Genomic DNA, 23923 nt, shown 5'->3' with positions numbered 1-23923 from the left:
CGCGCCTGTTCGGCATCGAACGCGACCGCTGGGCGGCGCTGGGCCTGCTGCTGGCCGCGCTGGCGCTGGCCTATGCGGTGCTGATCCACCCCTGGTGGACGGTGCCGATGCTGGAAGCCAACGAACGCGTGGAAACGCTGCGCGAGCGCGAACTGCGCCAGCGCATGCAGCTGCAGCAGAAGACCGTGGTCGAGCAGCGCCTGCAGCAGGTGCGCCAGCAACTGGCCGGCCAGCCGGGCTTCCTGCCCGAAGCCAGCGCCGAACTGGCCAGCGCCGCGCTGGTGCAGCGCCTGGAGAACGTGGTCCAGCAGGCCAGCCCGGGCAACCGCAGCTGCCGCATCGACAACCGCTCGCCGCTGGCCGACGCGCGCCGCGACCGCTACGCGCGCGTGGTGGTGCAGGTGCGCCTGCGCTGCGGCACCAGCGAAACCGCGACGGTGCTGCACACCCTGGAAACCGGTTCGCCGCGGCTGTTCGTCGGCAACCTCAACCTGCTCTCGGCGCGCGGCTACTTCGTGCCGGGCACCGGCCGGCCCTCGTCCGACGGCGGCCTGGACGTGAGCTTCGACCTGTACGGTTACCTGCGCCCCGGCCCCGCCGCCGCGGCGCCCGCGCAGGCGCGCAACGCCGCGCCCAACGTCGACATGCCGGGGGCCGACGATGCGCCTTGACGCCGCCACCCCGCGCACCTGGCTGCTGGCCGCCGTGGCCGGCTGGGCCGTGCTGTCCTGGCTGCTGGCGCTGGCCGGCATGGGCCGGCAGGCGCAGCTGCTCGATCCGGACCCCAGCCTGAGCCAGGCCCTGCCGCAGCTGCGCGCGCCGGCCAAGCCGCGCCTGGGGCCGATCACCCAATACGCCGAAATCGCCAACCGCCCGCTGCTGATGGAAGACCGCCGTCCGCGCGCGTTCTTCGTCCAGGGCAAGGGCGACGAGGCCGCGCAGGCCAACACCTTCGACTACGTGCTGACCAGCGTGCTGATCACCCCGCAGGTGCAGATGGCGATCCTGCAGCCGGCCGACGGCAGCGAGTCGGTGCGGGTCAAGCTGGGCGAAGTGCCCGAATCGCACCCCGCTTGGCGTTTGACCTCGTTGGACCCGCGCAAGGCCGTGTTCGAGGGCCCCGAGGGCCGGCGCGAAATGGACCTGCGCATCTTCAACGGCCAGGGCGGCCAGCCGCCGACGGCGGTGGCGGTGCCGCCGGCCGCCGCGCCGCCGCAGACCACCGGGCCGGGCTCGGTCGCGGCGCAGCCGCCCACGCAGGCGCCGCGCCCGCAGCAACCCGTGCGGCCGCCCAACCAGGCGCCGGTACCGGCGCCGCCGCCGGCGCCTGGCCCGGTCACCAATTCCGTAGGACCCGTCGTCGACACATCGGGCAACCAGCCGATGACCGAGCAGGCGCAAATGGAAGCCATCCGCAAACGGATCGAGGCGCGTCGCGCCCAATTGCGGCAGCAACAGCAACAGCAACCCCCGGCCAAGACGCCGTGAGAGTGAACGCATGAAGCTACGTCACAACCCCATCGCGTCGCGCGCCATCGTCGCCGCTTCCATCGCCAGCCTGCTGGCCGCCTGCGCCAGCGCGCCGGTGCCCAGCGTGCGCCGCGATGCCGACCCGGCCGCGCTGCGCGGCCGCGCCGCCACCGCGGGCACGCCCGCGTCGGACGGCGTGAGCTCGCAGCCCTTGAACGAGGAGCCGCAGGGCCCGAAGCCGCAGATCCGCCGCGGCAACGGCCAGGTCATCAACCGCAGCGCGGCCGCCGAGGCGCCCCCGGGCATCGGCGCCACCAGCGGCACGGCCACCTTCAATTTCGAAGGCGAGTCGCTGCACGCGGTGGTCAAGGCCATCCTCGGCGACATGCTCGGCCAGAACTACGTGATCGCGCCGGGCGTGCAGGGCACCGTGACCCTGGCCACGCCCAAGCCGGTCAGCGCCGCCGGGGCGATGAATCTGCTGGAAATGGTGTTGGGCTGGAACAACGCGCGCCTGGTCTACAGCGGCGGCCGCTACAACATCGTGCCCGCCGACCAGGCCCTGGCCGGCACCGTCGCTCCGCGCACCGGCGCGCCCTCGGCCGCGCGCGGCTTCGAAGTGCGCACCGTGCCGCTGCGCTACATCTCGGCCACCGAGATGGAAAAGATCCTCAAGCCCTATGCGCGGCCCAACGCCATCGTCAACGTCGACGGCGCGCGCAACGTGATCAGCATCGGCGGCAGCCGCGCCGAGCTGGAGAACTACCTGCGCACCATCGAGATCTTCGACGTCGACTGGCTGTCGGGCATGTCGGTGGGCGTGTTCCCGCTGCAGTCGGGCAAGGCGACCAAAGTGGTGGCCGACCTGGAGAAGGTCTTCGGCGAGCAGAGCAAGTCGCCGGTGGCCGGCATGTTCCGCTTCATGCCGCTGGAAGGAGCCAACGCGGTGCTGGTGATCAGCACCCAGGCCGACTACCTGGACGACATCCAGCAGTGGCTGGAGCGCATCGACGGCGCCGGCGGCGACACCCAGCTATTCACCTACGAACTCAAGTACATCAAGGCCAAGGAACTGGCCCAGCGCCTGTCGGAAGTGTTCGGCGGGCGCAGCGGCAGCGGCGGCGACAGCGGCGGCGGGCCGACCAGCCTGATGCCGGGCCTGGACCCGGTGGAGCTGCAGGACGGCGGCAACGGCTCGGTCGCCAATATCGGCGGCAAGGACGGCGGCACCGGCGGTACCGGCGGCAGCGGCGGCGAGATGTCGCTGGGCACGCGTCAGAGCGGTAACGGCAGCGTGACCCTGGAAGTGGACGGCGCGCGCGTGGGCGTGGCCGCGGTGGAAGAGACCAACTCGCTGCTGGTGCGCAGCAGCCCCGGCGCCTGGCGCTCGATCCGCGACGTGATCGACAAGCTCGACGTCATGCCGATGCAGGTGCACATCGAGGCGCAGGTGGCCACGGTGCAGCTGCGCGGCGACCTGGCCTACGGCGTGAACTGGTTCTTCGAGCGCGCGGTCACCGACAACGGCCTGCCCGATGCGGTCGGCCGCACCACCTGGAGCACCCTGGCCGGCAGCATCAAGCCGGTGGACACCACCAACGGCACCGGCGGCCTGGGCTGGACCTTCCTCGGCCGCAACGCCGCGGCGGTGATCAGCGCGCTGGACGCGGTCACCGACGTCAAGCTGCTGCAGTCGCCGTCGGTGCTGGTGCGCAACAACGCCGAGGCCACGCTCAACGTCGGCAGCCGCATTCCGATCTCCTCGGTCACGGTCAATCCGGGTTCGAACAACGACAACACCTACAGCCAGGTGCAGTACCTGGACACCGGCATCATCCTCAAGGTGCGTCCGCGCGTGAGCAAGGACGGCATGGTGTTCCTGGACATCGTGCAGGAAGTGAGCAGTCCGACCGGCAATCCCGACCGCAACGGCAACGTCCGCATCGACACCCGCAAGCTCAAGACCGAGGCGGCGATCCAGAGCGGCGACACGGTGCTGATGGCCGGCCTGATCAGCGACCAGCTCGGCCGCGGTTCCTCGGGTTTTCCGGGCTTGAGCCGGATTCCGGTGATCGGCGGGCTGTTCGGCCGCCAGTCCTCGACCAACGAGCGCCTGGAAACCATCATCCTGCTGACCCCGACCATCGTGCGCAATCCGCAGGAAGCGCGGAACCTGACCGACGAATACGGCCGCCGTTTCCGCGCGCTGGAACCGCTGCAGCCCAGGCCGCCCAAGCGTTGAGGGCGGCCGCGGCTTGACGGAGCTGGCTTGACGAAGCGTCGAGCGATCGCGGATCGTCTGCGCCATGCACGAACTGCCCATCGTCGTGGTCCCGGTCGGCGTCGACGACGACGCGCTCGACGCCTGCCTGGCCGCGCTGGACCTGTGCACGCCGCCGGGCACGCGGGTGTGGCTGGCCGACGACGCCCAGGCCGGGCCGCGCGGCCACGCCATCGTCGAACGCTGGATGGCGCGCACCCCGCTCAAGGCCGACTACACCCGGCGCCAGCGCCCGATCGGCGAAGCCGCGCATCTGGGCGAGGCGCTGGACGTATGCGGCGATGCCGACGTGGCGGTGCTCGCGCCCGACGCCGTGCCCGCGCCCGGCTGGCTGAGCCGGCTCAGCGGCTGCCTGGCCGCCGACCGCGCGATCGCCACCGCCACGCCCTGGAGCAACGCCGGCGAGGCCGCGTCCTGGCCGCGCATCGGCGAGATCGATCCGCTGCCGGCCGATCTGGACCGGCTGGCGCGCGCGGCGCAGGGCATGCCCACGCTGTATCCCGAACTGCCGGCGGCGATCGGCCACGCGGTGCTGCTGCGCGGCAGCGCACGCAAGCGCGCCGGCGGCGTCGACGGCGCCAGCTACGGTTCCTGGTATGCGGCGCTGATCGACCTGTCGCTGCGCCTGTCCGGGTTGGGCTGGCGTAATGTGCTGTGCGACAGCGCCTTCGTCGCGCGCCACGGCGAGGGCGTGCCCGGCGATGGCGACATGGACACCTTGGCGGTGCGCTGGCCGGACTGGCACGCGCGCCTGGCCGGCTTCCTCATGAGCGATCCGCTGCGCGGCTCGCGCGAACGACTGACCGAACTGCTAGCGGGCGTGGGCCCACCGGATCCGCAACGTGACCTCTTCCACTGACACCGACGCTCCCGCCACCGACCCGCGCGACGGCATCGCCGCGGTGGTGGTCAGCTACCAGAGCGCGGCGACCATCGACGACTGCCTGATCCGCCTGCGCGCGGCCGAAGGCGTGGTCGCGATCCGCGTGGTCGACAACCATTCCAGCGACGGCACGCTGGAGATCGTGCAGCGCCACGCCGCCGGCGATGCGCGCGTGCGCTTCATCGACAATCCCGACAACCCCGGCTTCGGCGTGGGCTGCAACCAGGGCGTGGCCGACCTGGGCGCGGTGCGCGCGCCGTGGCTGGCCTTCGTCAACCCCGACTGCCTGCTCGAGCCCGAGGCGCTGGCGCGGCTGCGCGCGCTGGCGCAGCCGCTGGGCGCGGCGCTGCTGGGCGCCGACCTGGTCGACGACGAGGGCGAGCGCGACGGCGCCGCGCGCCGCAACGATCCCGACTTCGCCGCCATGCTCGCCGCTGCGCTGCGTTTCTCCTCGCCGCCGCCGATGAACCTGGAGCCCGACGACACCCAGGCGCTGCAGCGCGTGCAGGCCGTGTCCGGCGCGCTGATGCTGATGCCGCGCGCGCTGTACGCGCATCTGGGCGGCTTCGACGAGGGCTACCGCCTGCACGCCGAAGACCTGGACCTGTGCCGGCGCGCGCGCGAGGCCGGCGCCGCGGTGGCGGTGGCCAACCACGTTCGCGTGCTGCACGTGCGTGGCGTGTCCAGCCGCTCGCGGCCGCTGTTCGTGGAGTGGCACAAGCACCGCGGGCTGTGGCGCTATTTCCGCAAGTTCGAGTACGGCCGTCGCGGCGTGTGGACCCGCATGGGCGTGTTCGCGGCGATCTGGCTGCGGTTTCCGGTGGCGGCGGTGCGGGCTTGGCTGCGTTGAAGGCAAAAGCAAATCCCCCTAACCCCCTCTACAAAGACGGGAGTCAAAAGCGGGACGTCGCTGCTGCTGCTCCCCCCTTTGTAGAGGGGGTTAGGGGGGGATTTGCTCTTGCCCCTCAAACCTCCAGCAAATCCCGCCCTACGATCAACTCTCCCTTGAAGTGCGGCGCCACCGCCTCGCGCCACACCGCATCCGTCAGGGACGCGTCGCCGCCGGGCACGAAGTGCGACAGCACCAAGGTCTTCACCCCGGCCTCGGTCGCCAGCCGGCCGACCTGTTCGGTGGTGGTGTGGCTGTCGAGCAGGTGCTGGCGCAGGCGCTGCGCATTGGGTTCGCTGGCGATCAGCCGCTCCAGCGCGGGCAGGTACATGACCTCGTGCACCAGCACGTCGGCGCCACGCGCCAGTTCCACCAGGGCCGGGCAGGGGCGGGTGTCGCCGGAGAACACGATGGAGCGGTCCGGTCCGTCGAAGCGGTAGGCGAACGCCGGCGCGACCGGCGGGTGCTCGACCAATGCCGCGGTCACACGCACGCGCTCGTCGCGCATCACCTCGCCGCCCTGACGCAGTTCGTGCGCGCGGATCAGCGGCGCCAGCGGCGGGCGGCCCTCGTCGGCGATGCGGGTGCGGATGTCGGCGTCGTTCATGGCCAGGAACTGACGGGTCATGCGCTTGAGCGGCGGCGGCCCCCAGGTGTCGACGGGGCGACGCAGGTCGGCGGCCCAGGCCAGCCACAGCAGGTTGCCGTAGTCGGCGTTGTGATCGGAGTGGTGGTGGCTGAGAAAGACGTGGCGGATCGCGCCCGGCGACACGCCGGCTAGCGCGAGCTGGCGGGCCACGCCGTTGCCGCAGTCGATCACGTAGACCGTGCCGTCGACGACCACCGCATTGGCCGGCGCCGCGCGCAGCGCCTTGGGCGTGGGGCCGCCGGCGGTGCCCAGCAGGATCAGGCGCGTGCGCTTGCGCGCGATCGCGCTGGCGCTGGCCGTGGCCAGTGGCAGGGCGCCCGCCGCCAGCGCGTAGGGCGCGGCGGCGAGCAGGCGGCGGCGGGAGCGGTTGGCGGGAGCGTCCATGCCCGCAGCCTAACGCGGCGCGCTCAGCGGTGCGCGTTGATCTCGTCGCGCAGCGCGCGCGCGGCGCGGGCGGCGGCTTCGGCGTAGTCCGCACCCGAGGATGCGTACAGGATCGCGCGCGAGGAACTCACCATCAGGCCGGTGCCGTCGGCGGTCTTGGCGTTGCCCACCACCGCGGCCGCGTCGCCGCCCTGCGCGCCCACGCCGGGCACCAGGAAGGGCACGTCGCCGACGATGGCGCGCACTTCGCGCAGCTGCTGCGGCCAGGTCGCGCCGACCACCAGCGCGCAATTGCCGTGGCCGTTCCATTCGCGCGCGACCTTCTCGGCCACGTGCTGGTACAGCGGACGTCCGTCGATGCTCAGGTCCTGCAGGTCGCCGGCGCCGCGGTTGGAGGTGCGGCACAGCACCACCACGCCGCGGTCGGCGCGGTCCAGGAACGGCTGCACCGAATCGCGGCCCAGATAGGGATTGGCGGTGACCGCATCGGCGCCGTAGCGATCGAAGGCCTCGGCCGCGTAATGCTGGGCGGTGCTGCCGATGTCGCCGCGCTTGCTGTCCAGGATCACCGGCACGCCCGGATGGGCGACGTGGAGGTGGGCGATCAGACGCATCAGCGCGTCTTCGGCGCCCAGGGCGGCGAAGTGGGCGATCTGCGGCTTGAATGCACAGGCGTATTCTGCGGTGGCGTCGGCGATGTCGCGGCAGAAGGCGAATACGGCGTCGGCGTCATCGGCGAACCGGGCCGGGAACTTGGCCGGCTCGGGGTCCAGGCCGACGCAGACCAGGGAGTCGGCGGATTGCCAGCGTGCGCGGAGTTGTTGGATGAAGCTCATGGCGCCTCGCTTGTTTTTGCTGGTTGATCCCACGCTTTCAGCCCGTCATTCCTGGGCTTTCGCTCGTCATTCCCGCGAAGGCGGGAATCCAGAGTGCGTCGTTGTCGCCCCGGCCATCGGGCATAGCCCGATGGCGCTCAGCGCCGCGCGAGCCAGTGGCTCGCAAGCAGCGGCGCTTCGCCCCCGCCTTCGCGGGGATGACGTACTGGCAAAGCCGGCCGCGCATGCGCGGCCGGGCCAGTACGTCACTTCAACGCCTTGAACCGCAACCGATGCGGCTTGGCCGCCTCGTCGCCCATGCGGCGCTTCTTGTCTTCCTCGTACTCGCGGTAGTTGCCCTGGAAGAACTCCACGTGCGAGTCGCCTTCGAAGGCGAGGATATGGGTGGCGATGCGGTCCAGGAACCAGCGGTCGTGCGAGATCACGAAGGTGTTGCCCGGGAACTCCAGCAACGCGTCTTCCAGCGCACGCAGGGTTTCGATGTCCAGGTCGTTGGACGGTTCGTCCAGCAGCAGCACGTTGCCGCCCTGCAGCAGGGTCTTGGCCATGTGCAGGCGGCCGCGTTCGCCGCCCGACAGCGAGCCGACCATCTTCTGCTGGTCCTGGCCCTTGAAGTTGAAGCGGCCGATGTAGGCGCGCGACTGGATCTCGATGCCGTTGATGTTGAGGATGTCCAGGCCGCCGGAGACTTCCTGGAACACGTTGTGGTTGCCTTCCAGTTTGTCGCGGCTCTGGTCCACGTAGGCCAGCTTCACGGTCGAGCCCATGTCGATCTCGCCCGCGTCCGGCTTTTCCTGGCCGGTGATCATCTTGAACAGGGTCGACTTGCCGGCGCCGTTGGGGCCGATGATGCCCACGATCGCGCCCGGCGGCACCGAGAACGACAGGTTTTCGATCAGCAGGCGGTCGCCGAACTTCTTGCTGACGTTCTTGAACTCGATGACCTTGTTGCCCAGGCGCTCGCCCGGCGGGATGAAGATCTCGTTGGTTTCCTGGCGCTTCTGGTAATCCACCGCCTGCAGCTCTTCGATGCGGGCCAGGCGCGCCTTGCCCTTGGAGCGGCCGCCCTTGGCGTTCTGCCGCGCCCATTCCAGTTCCTTCTGGATGGCCTTCTGGCGCGACTTCTCCTGGTTCTCTTCCTGCTTCAGGCGCTCGTCCTTCTGCACCAGCCACTCGGTGTAGTTGCCCTTCCACGGAATGCCGCGGCCGCGGTCGAGTTCGAGGATCCACTCGGCGGCGTTGTCGAGGAAGTAGCGGTCGTGGGTCACGGCCACCACGGTGCCGGTGTAGCGGGCCAGGAACTGCTCCAGCCATTCCACCGACTCGGCGTCGAGGTGGTTGGTGGGTTCGTCGAGCAGCAGCATGTCGGGCTTCTGCAGCAGCAGGCGGCACAGCGCCACGCGGCGCTTCTCGCCGCCGGACAGGTTGCCGATCTTCGCGTCCCACGGCGGCAGGCGCAGCGCGTCGGCGGCCACTTCCAGCTGGTTTTCCAGGGTGTGGGCGTCGCCGGCGGCCAGGATCGCCTCCAGGCGCTCCTGTTCCTTGGCCAGGGCGTCGAAGTCGGCGCCTTCCTCGGCGTAGGCGGCGTACACCGCTTCCAGCGCGGCCTGGGCGTTGATCACGTCGCCCACGCCTTCCTCGACCGCTTCGCGCACGGTCTTTTCCGGATCCAGCTGCGGTTCCTGCGGCAGGTAGCCGACCTTGATGCCGGGCTGCGGGCGCGCTTCGCCGACGAAGTCGGTGTCCACGCCGGCCATGATCTTGAGCACGGTGGACTTGCCGGCGCCGTTGAGGCCGAGCAGGCCGATCTTGGCGCCGGGGAAGAAGGACAGCGAGATGTCCTTGATGATCTGGCGCTTCGGCGGCACGACCTTGCTGACGCCGTTCATGGTGTAGATGTATTGCATGCGGATTCCGAAGCGTGGACGCGCCGAGCCGGGCCGGGGATGGCCGTGGAGGCGGGGCGGGAAGCGCCAATTATCCCGCAGGGCCGCGCGGGGTGCCAGCGCGGGGCCGGCGGGCGGCTGAATCGGGGGTGGGGAGCGCGACGGCCAGGGCCCCGGCATGTGCTTTTTGGCCGTCGTTCCCGCGAAGGCGGGAATCCAGAGACTTCGGAGCCATGCCTGGATGAGGCCCTGGGTTCCCGCCTGCGCGGGAACGACGATGGTTAAGTTCGCGTCGAACTCCGAGCCGTCATCCCCGCGAAGGCGGGGATCCAGAGACTTCAGAGCCATGCCTGATGAAGCCCTGGGTTCCCGCCTGCGCGGGAACGACGATGGGTCAGTTCGCGGCGAACTCCGAGCCGTCATCCCCGCGAAGGCGGGGATCCAGGGACTTCAGCGTCATGCCTGGGTGCAGCCCTGGGTTCCCGCCTTCGCGGGAACGACGGTAGGACCCTTACAGCCAGATCACGAACGCCACCGCCGCCAGCACCAGCGCGTACTTGAGCGCGTAATACAGGGTCTTGTTGCGCTCGCGCAGGCCCTTGGCCTTCAGGCGCAGGGCGTAGAAATACTTGAACAGGCGGTTGATGCCGCCGGTCTTGTCGCCTTCCATGTTCGGCGAGGCGCCGGCGGCGATGAAGTGCTTGGCCACGAAGCGGTTGATGCCGCGCGCCCAGGCGAAGCGCATCGGCCGCTCGATGTCGCAGAACAGGATGATGCGGTTGGCCTGCGAGGCGTTCTGCGCCCAGTGGATGTAGGTCTCGTCGAACATGGTCCATTCGCCGTCGCGCCAGCTGTAGCGCTGGCCGTCCACGTCGATGAAGCAGGCGTCGTCGTTGGGGGTATCCAGGCCCAGGTGCAGGCGCAGGGAGCCGGCGAAGGGGTCGCGGTGCGGGCGCAGTTCGCCGCCCGGCGGCAGCTCGGCGAACATCGCCGCCTTCACCGCCGGGATCTGCCGCAACAATTCGGTGGTGCGCGGGCACAGCTCGGCGGCCGAGGGGTGGGCCTCGTCGTACCACTTCAGGTAGAAGCGCTTCCAGCCGCGGCGGAAGAACGAGTTGAAGCCCACGTCGTTGTAGCCGTCGGCGGCCTTGATGTGCTGCAGCTCGCGCAGGTGCAGGGCTTCCTCGCGGATCTCGCGCCAGCGCGCGCGCAGCGGTTCCAGCTCGGGGAAGTGGCGGTCGGGCTCGATGAAGGGGCTGGTGGGCACCCGCGAGCAGGCGTACATCAGCACGTTGATCGGCGCCATGAAGGTCGAATGGTCCAGCAGCTGCCGGCCCAGACGGTGGCGTACCTTGCCGCGCAGGTGCACGTAGACCGCGCTGGCCAGGAACAGGAAGACGAAGACCCATTTCACGGTCGGGGCATCCAAAACGTAGGGCGTAGGAGGGGAGGGGCGGACTCCGCCGCCGGGCGCGGCCGCCGGGGCCGGCATCGGCGGTTGGCCGCCATACCCCGCTAGGCTAACATTTCGCGTCTCCCGTCAAGCCTGCCCGCGGGTTAACGCTGGCCGCGGCCTGACGCGGTGTCCTCCCCCTCCCGTCACGCTCCACCTTCCCCGAGGCCGCGTTAATGTTCCCAAGCCAGACCCGTATCGCCGGATTCGACGACGAACTCGCCCAGGCCATCGCCGACGAGGCGCGCCGGCAGGAAGACCACGTCGAGCTGATCGCCTCGGAAAACTACGCCAGCCCGCGCGTGCTCGAAGCCCAGGGCAGCGTGCTGACCAACAAGTACGCCGAAGGCTATCCGGGCAAGCGCTATTACGGCGGCTGCGAGTACGTCGACATCGCCGAGCAGCTGGCGATCGACCGGGTCAAGCAGCTCTATGGCGCCGACTACGCCAACGTGCAGCCGCATTCGGGCTCGCAGGCCAACCAGGCCGTGTATTTCGCCCTGCTCGAACCGGGCGACACCATCCTGGGCATGAGCCTGGCCCACGGCGGCCACCTCACCCACGGCGCCAAGGTCAACGCCAGCGGCAAGCTGTTCAACGCCGTGCAGTACGGCGTGAACGACCAGGGCCTGATCGATTACGACGAAGTCGAGCGCCTGGCCCTGGAGCACAAGCCGAAGATGGTGGTGGCCGGTTTCAGCGCCTATTCGCAGGTCGTGGATTGGGCGCGCTTCCGCGCCATCGCCGACAAGATCGGCGCCTACCTGTTCGTGGACATGGCCCACGTCGCCGGCCTGATCGCCGCCGGCGCCTACCCCAGCCCGCTGGCGCACGCGCACGTGGTCACTTCCACCACCCACAAGACCCTGCGCGGCCCGCGCGGCGGCATCATCGTGGCCAAGGACCCGTCCGAGGACCTGGTCAAGAAGCTGCAGAGCATCGTTTTCCCCGGCATCCAGGGCGGTCCGCTGATGCACGTGATCGCGGCCAAGGCGGTGGCGTTCAAGGAAGCGCTGCAGCCGGAGTTCAAGGCCTACCAGGAGCAGGTGGTCAAGAACGCCCAGGCCATGGCCAAGACCATCATCGCGCGCGGCTACAAGATCGTCTCCGGCGGCACCCAGAACCACCTGATGCTGGTGGACATGATCGGCAAGGGCATCACCGGCAAGGACGCGGAAGCCGCGCTGGGCCGCGCCCACATCACGGTCAACAAGAACGCCGTGCCCAACGATCCGCAGAAGCCGTTCGTGACCTCCGGCCTGCGCATCGGCACCCCGGCGGTGACCACCCGCGGCTACAAGGAAGCCGACTGCGTGGCCCTGGCCGAGTGGATCTGCGACGTGCTCGACAACCCCAAGGACGAGAACGTCATCGCCGGCGTGCGCGAGAACGTGACCAAGCAGTGCGCGCAGTTCCCGGTGTATGGCTGAAGCGGGATTGCGGCTGACGGCCGCCGGCTGGCTTGCATGCCTGGGCATGCAGGCCGCGATGATGATCGGTGCCGCCATGCTTTCCCCTCGCAACCATGACCGTGCCGCCGTCGCCGGACGGCCCGGCCGGAACCGTGGTCTGGGCGCGGCGTTGTGCCTGACCTGGCTGCTGGCCACGACGGCCGCCTGGGCCCAGGAGGGGGCGCCGACGCGCCCGCCGATGGTGCAGGTGGTGCGCGAGCCCATGCCGCCGGATGCGCCGCTGCCGCCGGCTCCACCCAGCCCTAACGCCGCCACGCCTGCGATCGCGTTCGCCGACGACGGCGAGTTGTACGTGTGCGGTCGCGGCAGCGCGGTGCATTACGCGGCCGAGTACCGCGCGTTCGAGGCGCGGCATCGCCCGCGCGGCGTCGATGAAAGCAAGCAGTACGTAGCCGCGCGCGAGTCGCATATTCCGACGCCGGAAGTTCCGCCGGAGCGGCTGCGCCCCGGCTACGTGATGCTGCGGGTCGCGGTGACGGCGGAGGGCAAGGTCGGCGACGTCCTGGTCGCCTGCAGCACCGACGTCTACTTCAACGATGCGGCCGCAGCCGCAGTAAGATCAGCGACGTTCGTCCCCGCCACCTCGCGCGGCGTCGCCGTGGCGAGCGTGGAGTCCGTCGAATACTGGTATCCGCGGTTCTGAGCGCATGAGCACCGCGAAGGCCGAACCACCGCTGCCGTCCAGCCAAGGCTAATCCTTTGCACTGTCCCTTCTGCCAGCACCAGGACACCCGCGTGATCGACTCGCGCGTGTCTGACGACGGCGCCACCATCCGCCGCCGCCGCGTTTGCGAGGCCTGCGGCGAGCGCTTCAGCACGCTGGAGACCATCGAGCTCAAGCTGCCGGTCATCATCAAGGGCGACGGCCGCCGCGAGGCCTTCGACGCGCGCAAGCTGCGCGCCGGCTTCGACCGCGCGCTGCAGAAGCGGCCGGTGTCGGAAGAGCAGATCGAGGCCGCCGTGCGCGCGGTGGTCCACCACCTGCGCATGACCGCCGAGCGCGAGCTGCCCTCGCGCCGGGTCGGTGAGTTCGTGATGGCCGAGCTGCGCAAGCTCGACCACGTGGGTTATGTGCGCTTCGCCTCGGTGTACCGCTCGTTCGAGGACGTGGCCGATTTCCGCGAGGAACTCGACCGCCTGGAGCGCGACATTCCCGGCGACGGCCAGCTGCCGTTGCTGGGCGAGGACGAGCCGCGTCCGGACAAGAAGAAGCGCTGACAGGGAGAGCCGGACGATGGCGGTGCGTAAGTTCCGTTTCGTGCGCGAAGACTTGCGCCGCAGCCATACGCGCTACGCCCGCTCCGGCGCGCTCCTGCTGGCCCTGGGCGCGGTCGCGCTGGGCCTGCTGGGCGCTTTGAGGCAGCCGCCGGTGCTGGCGACCCTGCTCGGCCTGGCGGTCGCGCTGGCGCTGGTCGCCCTGTACGAGCGCAGGATCGAGGCGCGTTACTGGGCCCTGCACGAAAGCGCCGGCCTGTGGTTCGGCGACGGCCGGCTGCACTGGGGCGATGCGCGCCATGAAGTCAGCGAAGCACTGGCCGATTTCGTCCGCGTGCGCATCTACACCCTGCGCGGCCGGGTGCACCGGCTGATCGGCGAGCACCGCGACGGCATGGATCGCGAGTACCGCGCCCTGGACAACATGGATGCGTTCCTGGCCGAGTTCCGCCGCCACGCGCCGCACGCGCAGTTCGGGCCCGTCCACAATCAATGGCTATGACCGGATTCACCGCCACCGACCACGCCCACATGGCCCGCGCGCTGCGCCTGGCCGAGCGCGGCGCCTACACGACCAAGCCCAATCCCATGGTCGGCTGCGTGATCGCGCATGGCGACGAGGTGGTGGGCGAGGGTTGGCACGAGCGTGCGGGCGAGCCGCATGCCGAGGTTCACGCCCTGCGCGCGGCCGGCGAACGCGCGCGCGGCGCGACCGCCTATGTGACCCTGGAGCCTTGCGCGCACACCGGCCGCACCGGGCCGTGCAGCCAGGCCTTGATCGCCGGCGGCGTGGCGCGCGTGGTCGCGGCCATGCGCGATCCGTTCCCGCAGGTGGACGGCGCCGGTTTCGCCCAGTTGCAGGCGGCCGGCATCGCCGTGTCCAGCGGATTGATGGAAGCGCAGGCGCGCGCGCTAAATCGCGGCTTCCTGTCGCGGGTCGAGCGCGGCCGGCCCTGGCTGCGGGTCAAGCTGGCGACCAGCATCGACGGCCGCAGCGCCTTGGCCAGCGGCGAGTCCAAGTGGATCAGCGGCGAAGCCTCGCGCCTGGACGTGCAGCGCTGGCGCGCGCGCGCCGGCGCCATCGTCACCGGCGCCGGCACGGTGCTGGCCGACGACCCTTCGTTGACCGTGCGCCTGGGCGACGACACCCCGTTCGTGGCGCCGCTGCGCGTGGTGCTGGACCCTGGGCTGGCCACGGTCGCGCGCGGCCGCGTGCGCGAGGGCGACGCGCCCACCCTGTACCTGCATGCGCCCGACGCCAAGCCGCCGCGCGGCCTGGACGCGCAGCACGCGGCGGTGAGCCTGCGCGAGGGCCGTTTCGACCTGGGCGCGGTGCTGCGCCTGCTGGCCGAGCGCGGCGTCAACGAGATCCAGCTCGAAGCCGGCGCCACCCTGGCCGGCGCCTTCCTGGCCGAAGGCCTAGTCGACGAGGTGCTGCTGTACGTGGCGCCGGTGCTGCTGGGCGGCGACGCGCGGCCGCTGTTCGACGGCCTGCAGATCGAGGCCATGACCCAGAAGCTGGCGCTGGACATCGTCGAGTCGCGGCGCATCGGCGAAGACGTGCGTTTGCTGTTGCGGCCGGGAACCAAGAGCTAGGAGATGGCAGGTAGGAGGTAGTGGTGAGCGGTAACAACGGCAACAGCGACGGCGATCGTCGACGGGGCATCGCGGCGGGCGACGTCCCGCTTTCGCTATCTCCCGACTCCTCCCCGCTAACGCCTGCTCCCTTCAAGGATCACTTCTCTGGCGTGGCCGACGCCTACGCGGCGGCGCGCCCGGAGTACCCCGATGCGCTGTTCGATGCCCTGATCGCGGTGGCGCCGGCGAGCGCGACGGTGTGGGAGCCCGGTTGCGGCAGCGGCCAGGCCACGCGCGGCCTGGCCGCGCGCTACGCGCGCGTGCACGCCAGCGACCCCAGCGCCTCGCAGGTCGCCCAGCACTGGGCCCAACACGGCGCCGCCAACGTCGAGTTGGCGGTGGAGCCGGGCGAACGCACGGCGCTGGCCGACGCCAGCGTCGGCCTGGTCGCGGTGGCCCAGGCGCTGCACTGGTTCGAGCGCGAGACCTTCTTCGCCGAATGCGCGCGGGTGCTGACGCCGGGCGGCGTGCTCGCGGCCTGGGGCTACCAGGACTTCCTGCCGCCGGAGGGCATGCTCGAGCCGGTGGCCGCGTTCCGCGCCCAAATCGAGGCCTACTGGCCGCCCGAGCGCGCCCAGATCGACGCCGCCTACGCCGGCTACGCCTGGCCGTTCCCGGCGCTGCCGGCGCCGCCGCTGTGGCTGGAGGCGCAATGGACCCTGCCGCGTTTCCTGGGCTACCTGGCCAGCATGTCGGCCACCGCGCGCTGCCGCGCGGCCACCGGCGAGGATCCGGTGGCGCGGCATGCGCCGGCGTTGGCCCAGGCCTGGGGCGAGGCGGGGGATGAGCGGACGATCCAGTGGCCGCTGTTTTTGCATTTGCGGCGGAAGGCCTAAAGGCAAATCCCCCTCAATCCCCCTTTTTCAAAGGGGGAAGCTGTAGCCCCCCCCCTTTGAAAAAGGGGGGCTAGGGGGATTTGCTTTCAGGCGCAGCCGATTCGCCCCACCCCGCAGAACACTCCATCCGCCCCGGCTCTCCCCGCCCCAGTGCTAAAATCCCCGTGCCGGTTCGCCGGCATCACATAACGTCTTCAGGGCGGGGCGAAACTCCCCACCGGCGGTAGGCGCAGTCCCTGCGCGAGCCCGCGAGCGCCTGCGGCACCCGCCGCAGGGTCAGCAGATCCGGTCCGACGCCGGAGCCGACGGTCACAGTCCGGATGAAAGAAGACGGCTTGCGCGTGGCGCCTTGCGCCGCGCGTTCGCTCCGTTGCCTTGCGGCGTTTTTCGCTCACCATCATGCGGGAAACGTTCCATGTCCAAGCTTCAGCACGCGCGCACCCCGCGGGGGATGCGCTGATGTTCACCGGCATCATCGAAGGCGTCGGCGCGCTCGCCGGCCGCCAGGCCCTGGGCGGAGACGTGCGTTTGCGCGTGACCACCGGCAGCCTGGATTTCGTCGCGCCGCGCCTGGGCGAGAGCATCGCCGTCAACGGCGTGTGCCTGACCGTCATCGCCTTTGGGCAGGACTGGTTCGAGGCCGACGCGTCCACCGAAACCCTGTCCCTGACCACCCTGGGCGGCCTGCGCGAGGGCGCGGTGCTGAACCTGGAGCGCGCCATGCGCCCCAGCGACCGTTTGGGCGGCCATCTGGTCAGCGGCCACGTCGACGGCGTGGGTCAGGTGTTGTCGGTGCACGAGGACGCGCGCGCGCAGCGCTGGCGCTTCCGCGCGCCGGCGCCGCTGCTGCGCTACATCGCCAAGAAGGGCTCGATCTGCGTCGACGGCGTCAGCCTGACCGTGAACGAGGCCGACCACGAAGGCTTCGAGGTCGCGCTGATCCCGCACACCGTCGCCCACACCGCCTTCGCCGCCACCGCGGTGGGCGATGCGGTGAATCTGGAGATCGACCTGGTGGCGCGCTACGTCGAACGCCTGCTCGGCGCACGGGAGGCGCAGGCATGAGTTTCGCCAGCATTCCCGAACTGCTCGAGGAAATCCGCGCCGGCCGCATGGTGGTCATCGTCGACGACGAGGACCGCGAGAACGAAGGCGATCTGATCATGGCCGCCGAACTGGTGCGGCCCAGCGACATCAACTTCATGGTCACCCACGCGCGCGGACTGGTCTGCCTGTCGCTGATGCGCGAGCGCTGCCTGCAGCTGGGCCTGGGCCCGATGGTGCGCGACAACACTTCGCAGCACCACACCAACTTCACCGTCAGCATCGAAGCCGCCGAGGGCGTGACCACCGGCATTTCCGCCTACGACCGCGCCCACACCGTGCGCACCGCGGTGCGGCCGGACGCCAAGCCCGCCGATCTGTCGCAGCCTGGCCACATCTTCCCGCTGATGTCGCAGCCCGGCGGCGTGCTCAACCGCGCCGGCCACACCGAGGCGGCCAGCGACCTGGCCCTGCTCGCGGGCCTGGAACCGGCCGGCGTGCTGGTGGAGATTCTCAACCCCGACGGCAGCATGGCGCGGCGCCCGCAGCTGGAAGCCTTCGCCGCCGAGCACGGGCTCAAGATCGGTTCGATCGAAGACCTGATCCGCTACCGCCTGGCCACCGAGCACACGGTCGAGCGCGTGGACGAGCGCGAGATCGACACCGAGTACGGCCCGTTCCGCCTGATCAGCTACCGCGACCGGCTCAGCCACGCCTTGCATTTCGCCCTGTTGCGCGGCCGGCCCGAGCGCGACACGCCGACCCTGGTGCGCGTGCACATGCCCAACCCGCTGGCCGACGTGCTGCGCTGGCGCCGCCCGGACTTCGGCCCGGCGGTGGGCGACGTGCTGGCCGCGATCGCGCGCGAGGAGCGCGGCGCGCTGGTGCTGCTGGGCGGCGACGCCCCCGACGCCGAGGCCCTGCTGGCGCGCGTGCGCGAGCGCGCGGGCGCGCACGAGGAGCCGGCGGCCGCGCCGGCCCCCAGCCGCGGCCACGCCCTGGCCGAATGGCGCCGCAACGGCGCCGGCGGCCAGATACTGGCCGATCTGGGCCTGGGCAAGCTGCGCGTACTGGGCACCCCGCGCCGGCAGATCGGCCTGGCCGGCTTCGGCCTGGAAGTGGTGGAGTACGTGGAACCGCGCCACTGACCGCTTTGCTTTTGAGCCCCTCTCCCGCTGTGCGGGAGAGGGGTTGGGGTGAGGGCCGCCCGCCCGCAACCCGGCCTCCCACCCAAGCGGGTTAAACTGCCCGCCCTTTCCGAAGACCGCCCCATGTCCCACTACGAAGGCGACCTGCGCAGCCCCGCCGGCGCGCGTTACGCGATCATCGCCAGCCGCTGGAACCCGCGTATCACCGATACGCTGGTGGCCGGCGCGCGCCGCACCTTCGCCGAGCACGGCGTGGCCGAGGACGCGATCGACGTGGTCCGCGTGCCCGGTGCCTGGGAACTGCCCGTGGTCGCCGCGCGCCTGGCCGCCTCCGGCGCGCACGCCGCGGTGGTGGCGCTGGGCTGCGTGGTGCGCGGCGACACCCGCCACTACGAGCAGGTCGCCGACGATTGCGCCGACGGCCTGATGCGCGTGGCCCTGGACTACGGCCTGCCGGTCGCCAACGGTGTGCTCGCGGTGGAACGCCACGAGGACGCCGAGGCCCGCGCCGGCGGCAGCCACGGCAACAAGGGCGAGGAAGCCGCATTGGCGGCGCTGGAAATGGCCCACCTGCTGGCGCAGGCGCCGTTCGCAACCAAGGAGTCCCGATGAACCGCCGCCGTCACGATGGCATAGACCCGGTCGCGCGTTCGCGCGCCCGCCGCCGCGCGCTGCAGGCGGTCTACGCCTGGCAGCTGTCGGGCACGCGCGTGGACGAGGTGATCGCCCAGTTCGCCCACGAACAGGCGCATGAAGTGGCCGACCTGGTCTATTTCGAAGACCTGGTGCGCGGCGTCGACAAGCACTGCGACGAACTCGACGCGGCGCTGGCGCCGTTCCTGGATCGCGACATCGACCAGGTCGACCCGATCGAGCGCGCGGTGCTGCGCATCGCCGCCTACGAGCTGCGCCGCCGCCCCGACGTGCCTTACCGCGTGGTGCTCAACGAGGCCATCGAAACGGTCAAGCGCTTCGGCGCCGAGCACGGCCACACCTACGTCAACGGCGTGCTGGACCACGCCGCCGCGGCCTGGCGCCCGGTGGAAGTGCAGGCGCCGCGCGCCAAGTAGCGCGCGGCAGCAGCTGCCATGGCGGCCGCCGAGTTCGACCTGATCGAGCGCATCCGCCGGCGCGTGCCCGCGCGCGCCGACGTGGTGCTGGGCATCGGCGACGACGCCGCCCTGCTGCGCGTGCCGGCCGGCCGCGAGCTGGTGGTGGCGATGGACACGCTCAACGCGGGCGTGCATTTCCCCGACGGAACCGCGCCGGCCGACATCGGCTGGAAGGCGCTGGCGGTGAACCTGTCGGACCTGGCGGCGATGGCCGCCGAGCCGGCCTGGTGCACCTTGTCCCTGTCGTTGCCGCAGGCCGATCCGGCCTGGCTGGACGCATTCCTCGACGGCTACTTGGCTCTGGCCGCGCAGCACGGCGTGGCCCTGGTCGGCGGCGACACCACGCGTGGCCCCTTGTCGATATGCGTGACCGCGCACGGCATGGTCGAACCCGGCCGCGCGCTGCGCCGCGACCGCGCACGCGAAGGCGATACGGTCTGGGTCAGCGGCACGTTGGGCGATGCCGCCGGTGCGTTGGCGCAGTGGCGCGCGGGCGGGGCGATCGATGCCGCGCTGCGCGCGCGTCTGGATCGGCCGACGCCGCGGCTGGCGCTGCGCGCGGCGTTGCGCCATGCGCATGCGGGCATCGATGTGTCGGACGGTTTGCTGGCCGATCTGGGCCATGTCTGCGCCGCCAGCGGCGTGGGCGCCGAAGTGATGCTGTCCGCGTTGCCGACCTCGGCGGCGCTGGCGGCCGCGTTCGCGCCGGATGCGCAGCATGCGCTGCAGGCCAGCGGGGGCGATGACTACGAACTGTGTTTCACCGCGCCGCCTGAGGCGCGCGATGCGTTGCGGCAGGCCGCTGCCGAGGCAGGCGTGGCCATCAGCGAAATCGGCCGAGTGATCGCGGGCGAGGGAGTGCGTGCGCTGCACGACGACGGGCGTGAGTGGGTAGCTGCGCAAGGCGGCTACGATCATTTTCGCGGCTAGGCGAAAAGCAAATCCCCCTCAATCTCCCTTTTCCAAAGGGGGAAGACAAGCAGGGCGCTGATGCTCGTACCGTTCCACCTTCGTGTAGTTCCCCCCCTTTGAAGAAGGGGAAGGGGGGATTTGCTCTTGGCCTCAATCCGGCAACAACTTCCCCGGATTCAATATCCCCTCCGGATCGAACACCGCCTTCAGCTGTCGCATCAGGCTCAGCGTAGGCGCGCTCACCGCCTGCGGCATGAAATCGCGCTTGGCCAGGCCGATCCCATGCTCGCCCGACAGCGTGCCGCCCAAGTCCAGCGCCAGCGCGAACACCCGCGCCATCGCCGCCTGCGCGCGTTCGCTCTGCGCCGCGTCGGCGGGGTCGTAGAGCAGGTTCACGTGCAGGTTGCCGTTGCCGGCATGGCCGAAGCAGACGATGGGCAGGGCGAACTCCTGCGCCAGCGCCTGCACGCCGTCGACCAGTGGCGGGATGCGCGACACCGGCACCACCACGTCTTCGTTGATCTTGCCCGGCGCCAGCGTGCGCAAGGCCGGCGACAGCGCCTTGCGCGCGGCCCACAGGCGCTCGCGCGCGGCCTCGTCGGCCGCCTCGTCCAGCGCCAATAGACCGTCGCCGGTGGCCGCGCGCGCCAATGCTTCGACCGCGTAAGGCAAGGTCGCGGCATCGCCGTCGGCTTCGATCATCAACAGCGCGCCGGCATCGGCGGGCAGGTCGGCACCGCCCACCTCGCGCGCCAGGCGCACGCATGGGGCGTCCATGAATTCCAGCATCGACGGCGTCACCGGCTGCGCCATCAGCCGCGCCACCGCGCGCGCCGCCGCCGACACGTCGCGGTAGACCGCGCGCAACGCGCGGCGCTGCTGCGGCGCCGGCGTCAGGCGCAGGCTGGCTTCGACGATCAGGGCCAGCGTGCCCTCGCTGCCCACCAGCAGGCGGTGCAGGTCGTAGCCGGTGGAGCCCTTGGTGGTGGCGGTGCCGCAGACGATGAGCTCGCCTGCGCCGGTCACCGCGGTCAGCGCCAGCACGTTGTCGCGGCTGGCGCCGTACTTCACCGCGCGCGGGCCGCCGGCGTTGCAGGCCAGGTTGCCGCCCACGGTGCTGAAGGCTGCGCTGGTGGGATCGGGCGGCCAGAACAGGCCGTGTGGCGCCAGCGCGGTTTGCAGTTCGCCGTTGAGCACGCCGGGTTCGACGACAGCGCAGCGGTCGCCTGAGCGGATATCGAGGATGCGGTTCATGCGTTCGAACGAGACCACCACGCCCGCGGCCACCGGTACCGAGGCGCCGGTGGTGTTGGTGCCGCGCCCGCGCGCGACCACCGGCACCCGATGCGCGCGGCAGGCGCGCACCAGCGCCTGCGCCTGCTCGCGCGTGCTTGGTAGCGCCACCGCGTCGGGCAGGGCCTCGCGGCGCGAGTTGTCGTAGGCATAGGCCAGGCGCTCGCCGGGATCGGTGCGCCAGCCCTCGCCCAGCAGCGCGGCCAGCTCCTGCGCCAGGCCCGGCGGCAGCGCGCTCATCGCGCCGGCTCAGGCGTGCGCCGCGCGCGCAGCAGCGCCCAGGGCGCGGCCAGCGCCAGCAGCGGCAGCCACACCCACAGCGCTTCCGACCACAGCACGCGCAGGCCGCGCAGGCTGAAGAAACCGGCGCCGATCGGCGACACCGCGATCGGCCGCCACGGCGCGAACCAGCGCGCGTCCGACCACGGCCACAGCAGGGCCACGCCCAGACCGCCGTTGGTGCAGGCATCGAGCAGGGGATGCGAGAGCGTGCACAAGGCCAGCCATAACGCCGCCCACAACGGCGGCGCGCGCAACCAATGGCTGGCGAGCGCGCCCAAGGCGCCTACCGCCAGCGCGAACACGATGGAATGACTGGTGCCGCGGTGGCCGAACGCGTCGGCGTAGGCGATGCCCAGCTTGAACGCGACCACGTCAGCGTCGGGCAGCATGGCCGCGAGCACGCCGGCGGCGAGCAGGCGGCCGCTCACTTTGCGCGGTCCCAGGGCCCAACCCAGGGCCAGCGGTACGGCGGCGTGGGCGATCACGGTGGGCATGCGTGGCTCAGACCTCGTCGGCGCGAAAGGCGTCGCGCAGCCAATGCAGCTGCGGCGACTCGGGATCGCCGTCGGCTTCGATCACGTCGAAACGGCAGGGCGCGTCGGCATAGGCGCGGTGCGTGGCGAGGAAACCTTGCGCGGCGCGCACCAGCTTGCGCCGCTTGCCGGCATCGACCGAGGCCGCCCCGCCGCCGTAGGCGTGGCTGCGGCGGTAGCGCACTTCCACGAACACCACGCAGGCCTCGCGCCCGCCCGGGTCCAGCATCACCAGGTCGAGTTCGCCGTAGCGGAACAGCGCGTTGGCGGCGATGTCGCGCAGGCCTTGCGCCAGCAAGTAGGCGCGCGCCGCCGCTTCCACCATCGCGCCGCGGCTGCGCCGGTCGGTGGGCGCGGCCATGGCCGCTTACTGCCGGGCCGCGTCGCTCAGCGAAACCGCGACGCCGCTGCTGAACACCGACCACGAGGGCGTGCGCAGCACGTTGCCGAAGCCGTCCACGCGCAGGGTGCCGGTGGCGCCGTCGACCTCGCCGTCGGTGGAGGTGGCCAGGCGTTCCAGGTAGGCCGACAGCAGCCAAGCGTCGTAGCCGAAGGCGAACAGGCGCGCGGCCGGGCCGCGCGCGGTGGGCAGGGTCTGGCCGGCCGACGAGGCCGCGGGCAGGCCGCGCACGCCGCGCGTGGTCCAGGTTTCGGACGGGAACACGATGCCGTCCAGCACGCGGTCCTGCTCCGGCTTGCCGGTGCCCGACAACACGTACGAGGTCGCCACGCGCGGCTTGCCGCCCAGGCCGGCCAGGGCCAGCTTGGGCATCAGCGTGCGCGCCGAGGCGCCCTTGACCGCCAGGAACAGCGCGTCCACGCCGCCGTCCTTGTTCGCGAACGGGGCGAAATCGGCGGTGCCTTCGCCGACCACGTCGGTGACCGTGGCGCCGCGCTCGTTCAAGCGCGCGCGCAGCGACGCCACCGCGCGGTTCTGGCCGTCGTCGCCGCCGCCCACCACCAGCACCCGGCGCGCGCCGCGGCCGAGCAGGTAGTCGGCCGCGGCCAGGCCTTCGTCTTCCGGCGACAGCGAGAAGCTGGCGGTGCCCGAGGGCGGCGCGACCGTGCCGCGGTTCAGCGCCAGCACCGACACCGGCAGCGCGCCCTTGCCGAACAGCGCGCTGACCTCGTCGCGGCCCAGCGGGCCGACCACGAAATCGTTGCCTTCGGCGGCGGCCTTGTCGTACGCGGCCAGGGTGCCGCCGGCGGTGCCCTGGGTGTCGTAGAACACGACCTCGGGACGGCGGCGGTTTTCGGCGTAGTAGCCGGCCAGGAAGCCGTCGCGCACCGGCGAGGCGGCGGTGGCCAGGCTGCCCGACAGCGGCAGCAGCACCGCGATCTTGCTCGGCGGGCGGTAGCCGTCGTGGTCGGCCGGCGGACGCTTGGGATCGAAGCGCCAGCCTTCGCCGCGGTCGAACGGACGCGGCAAGGCCAGGCCGCGGCGCAGCAGCGCGCGGCCGGCGTAGTTGTAGAGCGGGTCGCCGGCGGGCAGGGCGGCGGTTTCGCGCGCCAGGCTGTCGTTGTCCAGCTGCGCCAGCAGGCGCTCGATCTGGCTGTCGTTCTCGCTGCGCGCGGCGCCGCTGAGGGCCGCGCCGTTGCGCGCCAGCTCGCCGGCCTGCACGAACAGCGGATGGCTGACGGTGCGCGCGGCCACCGGCTTGCTGCCCTGCGTGGTCACCGTGCCGCAACCGGCCAGGGCCGCGGCCA

23 protein-coding genes, 1 pseudogene and 1 riboswitch are annotated in these 23923 nt (G+C 71.3%); of the genes and pseudogenes, 16 read left to right on the top strand and 8 right to left on the bottom strand.

Annotated elements, in window-relative coordinates:
• Window positions 1–5 precede the first annotated feature (5 nt).
• From gspM to DX914_RS12450, 5 genes are all read left to right on the top strand, one after another.
• On the top strand, window positions 6–671 hold the full coding sequence (gene gspM, locus DX914_RS12470) for a type II secretion system protein GspM (protein WP_425480695.1): 666 nt from the start codon (window positions 6–8) through the stop codon (window positions 669–671).
• Window positions 661–1488, top strand: a complete 828-nt coding sequence (locus tag DX914_RS12465) for a general secretion pathway protein GspN (protein ID WP_115859453.1) — start codon at window positions 661–663, stop codon at window positions 1486–1488. The genes gspM and DX914_RS12465 overlap by 11 nt, the downstream gene beginning before the upstream one ends.
• A 10-nt stretch (window positions 1489–1498) precedes the next feature.
• Window positions 1499–3712 (top strand): type II secretion system secretin GspD, encoded by a 2214-nt coding sequence (gene gspD, locus DX914_RS12460; RefSeq protein ID WP_115859452.1) that lies wholly within the window; start codon window positions 1499–1501, stop codon window positions 3710–3712.
• Window positions 3713–3776: 64 nt separating this feature from the next.
• Window positions 3777–4610 carry a glycosyltransferase family 2 protein gene (locus tag DX914_RS12455; protein WP_115859451.1) on the top strand — a complete coding sequence of 278 codons (834 nt, stop codon included), beginning with the start codon at window positions 3777–3779 and terminating at the stop codon, window positions 4608–4610.
• Entirely contained in the window at window positions 4594–5484 is an 891-nt protein-coding gene (locus DX914_RS12450; protein WP_231118260.1) for a glycosyltransferase family 2 protein, read from the top strand. Before DX914_RS12455 ends, DX914_RS12450 begins: the two co-directional genes overlap by 17 nt.
• Window positions 5485–5599: 115 nt before the next feature.
• Here DX914_RS12450 and DX914_RS12445 read toward each other — a convergent pair whose 3' ends face one another.
• The 4 genes from DX914_RS12445 to lpxO form a co-directional block, all read right to left on the bottom strand.
• Window positions 5600–6556: an MBL fold metallo-hydrolase gene (locus DX914_RS12445; protein ID WP_115859450.1), complete on the bottom strand. Its 957-nt coding sequence runs from the start codon at window positions 6554–6556 to the stop codon at window positions 5600–5602.
• 23 nt (window positions 6557–6579) lie between these two features.
• Window positions 6580–7392: an orotidine-5'-phosphate decarboxylase gene (gene pyrF / locus DX914_RS12440; protein WP_115859449.1), complete on the bottom strand. Its 813-nt coding sequence runs from the start codon at window positions 7390–7392 to the stop codon at window positions 6580–6582.
• 245 nt (window positions 7393–7637) lie between these two features.
• Window positions 7638–9299, bottom strand: a complete 1662-nt coding sequence (gene ettA / locus DX914_RS12435) for an energy-dependent translational throttle protein EttA (protein WP_115859448.1) — start codon at window positions 9297–9299, stop codon at window positions 7638–7640.
• Window positions 9300–9789: 490 nt separating this feature from the next.
• Window positions 9790–10692: a lipid A hydroxylase LpxO gene (gene lpxO / locus DX914_RS12430; protein WP_231118259.1), complete on the bottom strand. Its 903-nt coding sequence runs from the start codon at window positions 10690–10692 to the stop codon at window positions 9790–9792.
• Between the two features lie 215 nt (window positions 10693–10907).
• On the opposite strand from lpxO, the gene glyA reads away from it, so the two are divergent.
• The 11 genes from glyA to thiL all read left to right on the top strand — a co-directional run bounded on the left by glyA (window position 10908) and on the right by thiL (window position 20126).
• Window positions 10908–12161: a serine hydroxymethyltransferase gene (glyA, locus tag DX914_RS12425; RefSeq protein ID WP_115859446.1), complete on the top strand. Its 1254-nt coding sequence runs from the start codon at window positions 10908–10910 to the stop codon at window positions 12159–12161.
• Window positions 12154–12846: an energy transducer TonB gene (locus DX914_RS12420; protein ID WP_115859445.1), complete on the top strand. Its 693-nt coding sequence runs from the start codon at window positions 12154–12156 to the stop codon at window positions 12844–12846. The genes glyA and DX914_RS12420 overlap by 8 nt, the downstream gene beginning before the upstream one ends.
• 56 nt (window positions 12847–12902) lie before the next feature.
• A complete protein-coding gene (nrdR, locus tag DX914_RS12415; RefSeq protein ID WP_115859444.1) occupies window positions 12903–13421 on the top strand; it encodes a transcriptional regulator NrdR in 519 nt (172 codons plus the stop codon).
• Window positions 13422–13437: 16 nt separating this feature from the next.
• Complete coding sequence (locus tag DX914_RS12410) at window positions 13438–13920, top strand: hypothetical protein (RefSeq protein WP_115859443.1); 483 nt, start codon at window positions 13438–13440, stop codon at window positions 13918–13920.
• A complete protein-coding gene (gene ribD, locus DX914_RS12405) occupies window positions 13917–15014 on the top strand; it encodes a bifunctional diaminohydroxyphosphoribosylaminopyrimidine deaminase/5-amino-6-(5-phosphoribosylamino)uracil reductase RibD (RefSeq protein ID WP_331250649.1) in 1098 nt (365 codons plus the stop codon). Before DX914_RS12410 ends, ribD begins: the two co-directional genes overlap by 4 nt.
• A 152-nt stretch (window positions 15015–15166) precedes the next feature.
• Window positions 15167–15892, top strand: a complete 726-nt coding sequence (locus tag DX914_RS12400) for a class I SAM-dependent methyltransferase (RefSeq protein ID WP_158549275.1) — start codon at window positions 15167–15169, stop codon at window positions 15890–15892.
• A gap of 186 nt (window positions 15893–16078) precedes the next feature.
• A riboswitch (FMN riboswitch) is annotated at window positions 16079–16228 on the top strand.
• A 123-nt stretch (window positions 16229–16351) separates the two neighbouring features.
• Complete coding sequence (locus DX914_RS12395; protein WP_115859440.1) at window positions 16352–16957, top strand: riboflavin synthase; 606 nt, start codon at window positions 16352–16354, stop codon at window positions 16955–16957.
• Window positions 16954–18084, top strand: coding sequence for a 3,4-dihydroxy-2-butanone-4-phosphate synthase (gene ribB, locus DX914_RS12390; protein WP_115859439.1), 1131 nt, complete (start codon window positions 16954–16956; stop codon window positions 18082–18084). The genes DX914_RS12395 and ribB overlap by 4 nt, the downstream gene beginning before the upstream one ends.
• Before the next feature lie 123 nt (window positions 18085–18207).
• Complete coding sequence (gene ribH / locus DX914_RS12385; RefSeq protein WP_115859438.1) at window positions 18208–18696, top strand: 6,7-dimethyl-8-ribityllumazine synthase; 489 nt, start codon at window positions 18208–18210, stop codon at window positions 18694–18696.
• Window positions 18693–19154 carry a transcription antitermination factor NusB gene (gene nusB, locus DX914_RS12380; protein WP_115859437.1) on the top strand — a complete coding sequence of 154 codons (462 nt, stop codon included), beginning with the start codon at window positions 18693–18695 and terminating at the stop codon, window positions 19152–19154. Before ribH ends, nusB begins: the two co-directional genes overlap by 4 nt.
• A gap of 18 nt (window positions 19155–19172) precedes the next feature.
• Window positions 19173–20126 (top strand): thiamine-phosphate kinase, encoded by a 954-nt coding sequence (thiL, locus tag DX914_RS12375; RefSeq protein WP_115859436.1) that lies wholly within the window; start codon window positions 19173–19175, stop codon window positions 20124–20126.
• Window positions 20127–20258: 132 nt separating this feature from the next.
• Here the strand turns inward: thiL and DX914_RS12370 are convergent, their stop codons facing one another.
• From DX914_RS12370 to DX914_RS12355, 4 genes and pseudogenes are all read right to left on the bottom strand, one after another.
• Window positions 20259–21641: an FAD-binding oxidoreductase gene (locus DX914_RS12370; protein WP_115859435.1), complete on the bottom strand. Its 1383-nt coding sequence runs from the start codon at window positions 21639–21641 to the stop codon at window positions 20259–20261.
• A complete protein-coding gene (locus DX914_RS12365) occupies window positions 21638–22177 on the bottom strand; it encodes a metal-dependent hydrolase (protein WP_115859434.1) in 540 nt (179 codons plus the stop codon). Before DX914_RS12365 ends, DX914_RS12370 begins: the two co-directional genes overlap by 4 nt.
• Before the next feature lie 7 nt (window positions 22178–22184).
• Complete coding sequence (locus DX914_RS12360; protein ID WP_115859433.1) at window positions 22185–22577, bottom strand: YraN family protein; 393 nt, start codon at window positions 22575–22577, stop codon at window positions 22185–22187.
• 6 nt (window positions 22578–22583) lie between these two features.
• Window positions 22584–23867 (bottom strand): annotated as a pseudogene (locus DX914_RS12355) (penicillin-binding protein activator); the annotation flags it as partial.
• Between the last annotated feature and the right edge of the window lie 56 nt (window positions 23868–23923).

This window comes from Lysobacter silvisoli (genome assembly GCF_003382365.1).
Classification (GTDB): Bacteria; Pseudomonadota; Gammaproteobacteria; order Xanthomonadales; family Xanthomonadaceae; genus Lysobacter; species Lysobacter silvisoli.
This window is presented reverse-complemented; position numbering and strand designations above follow the sequence as displayed.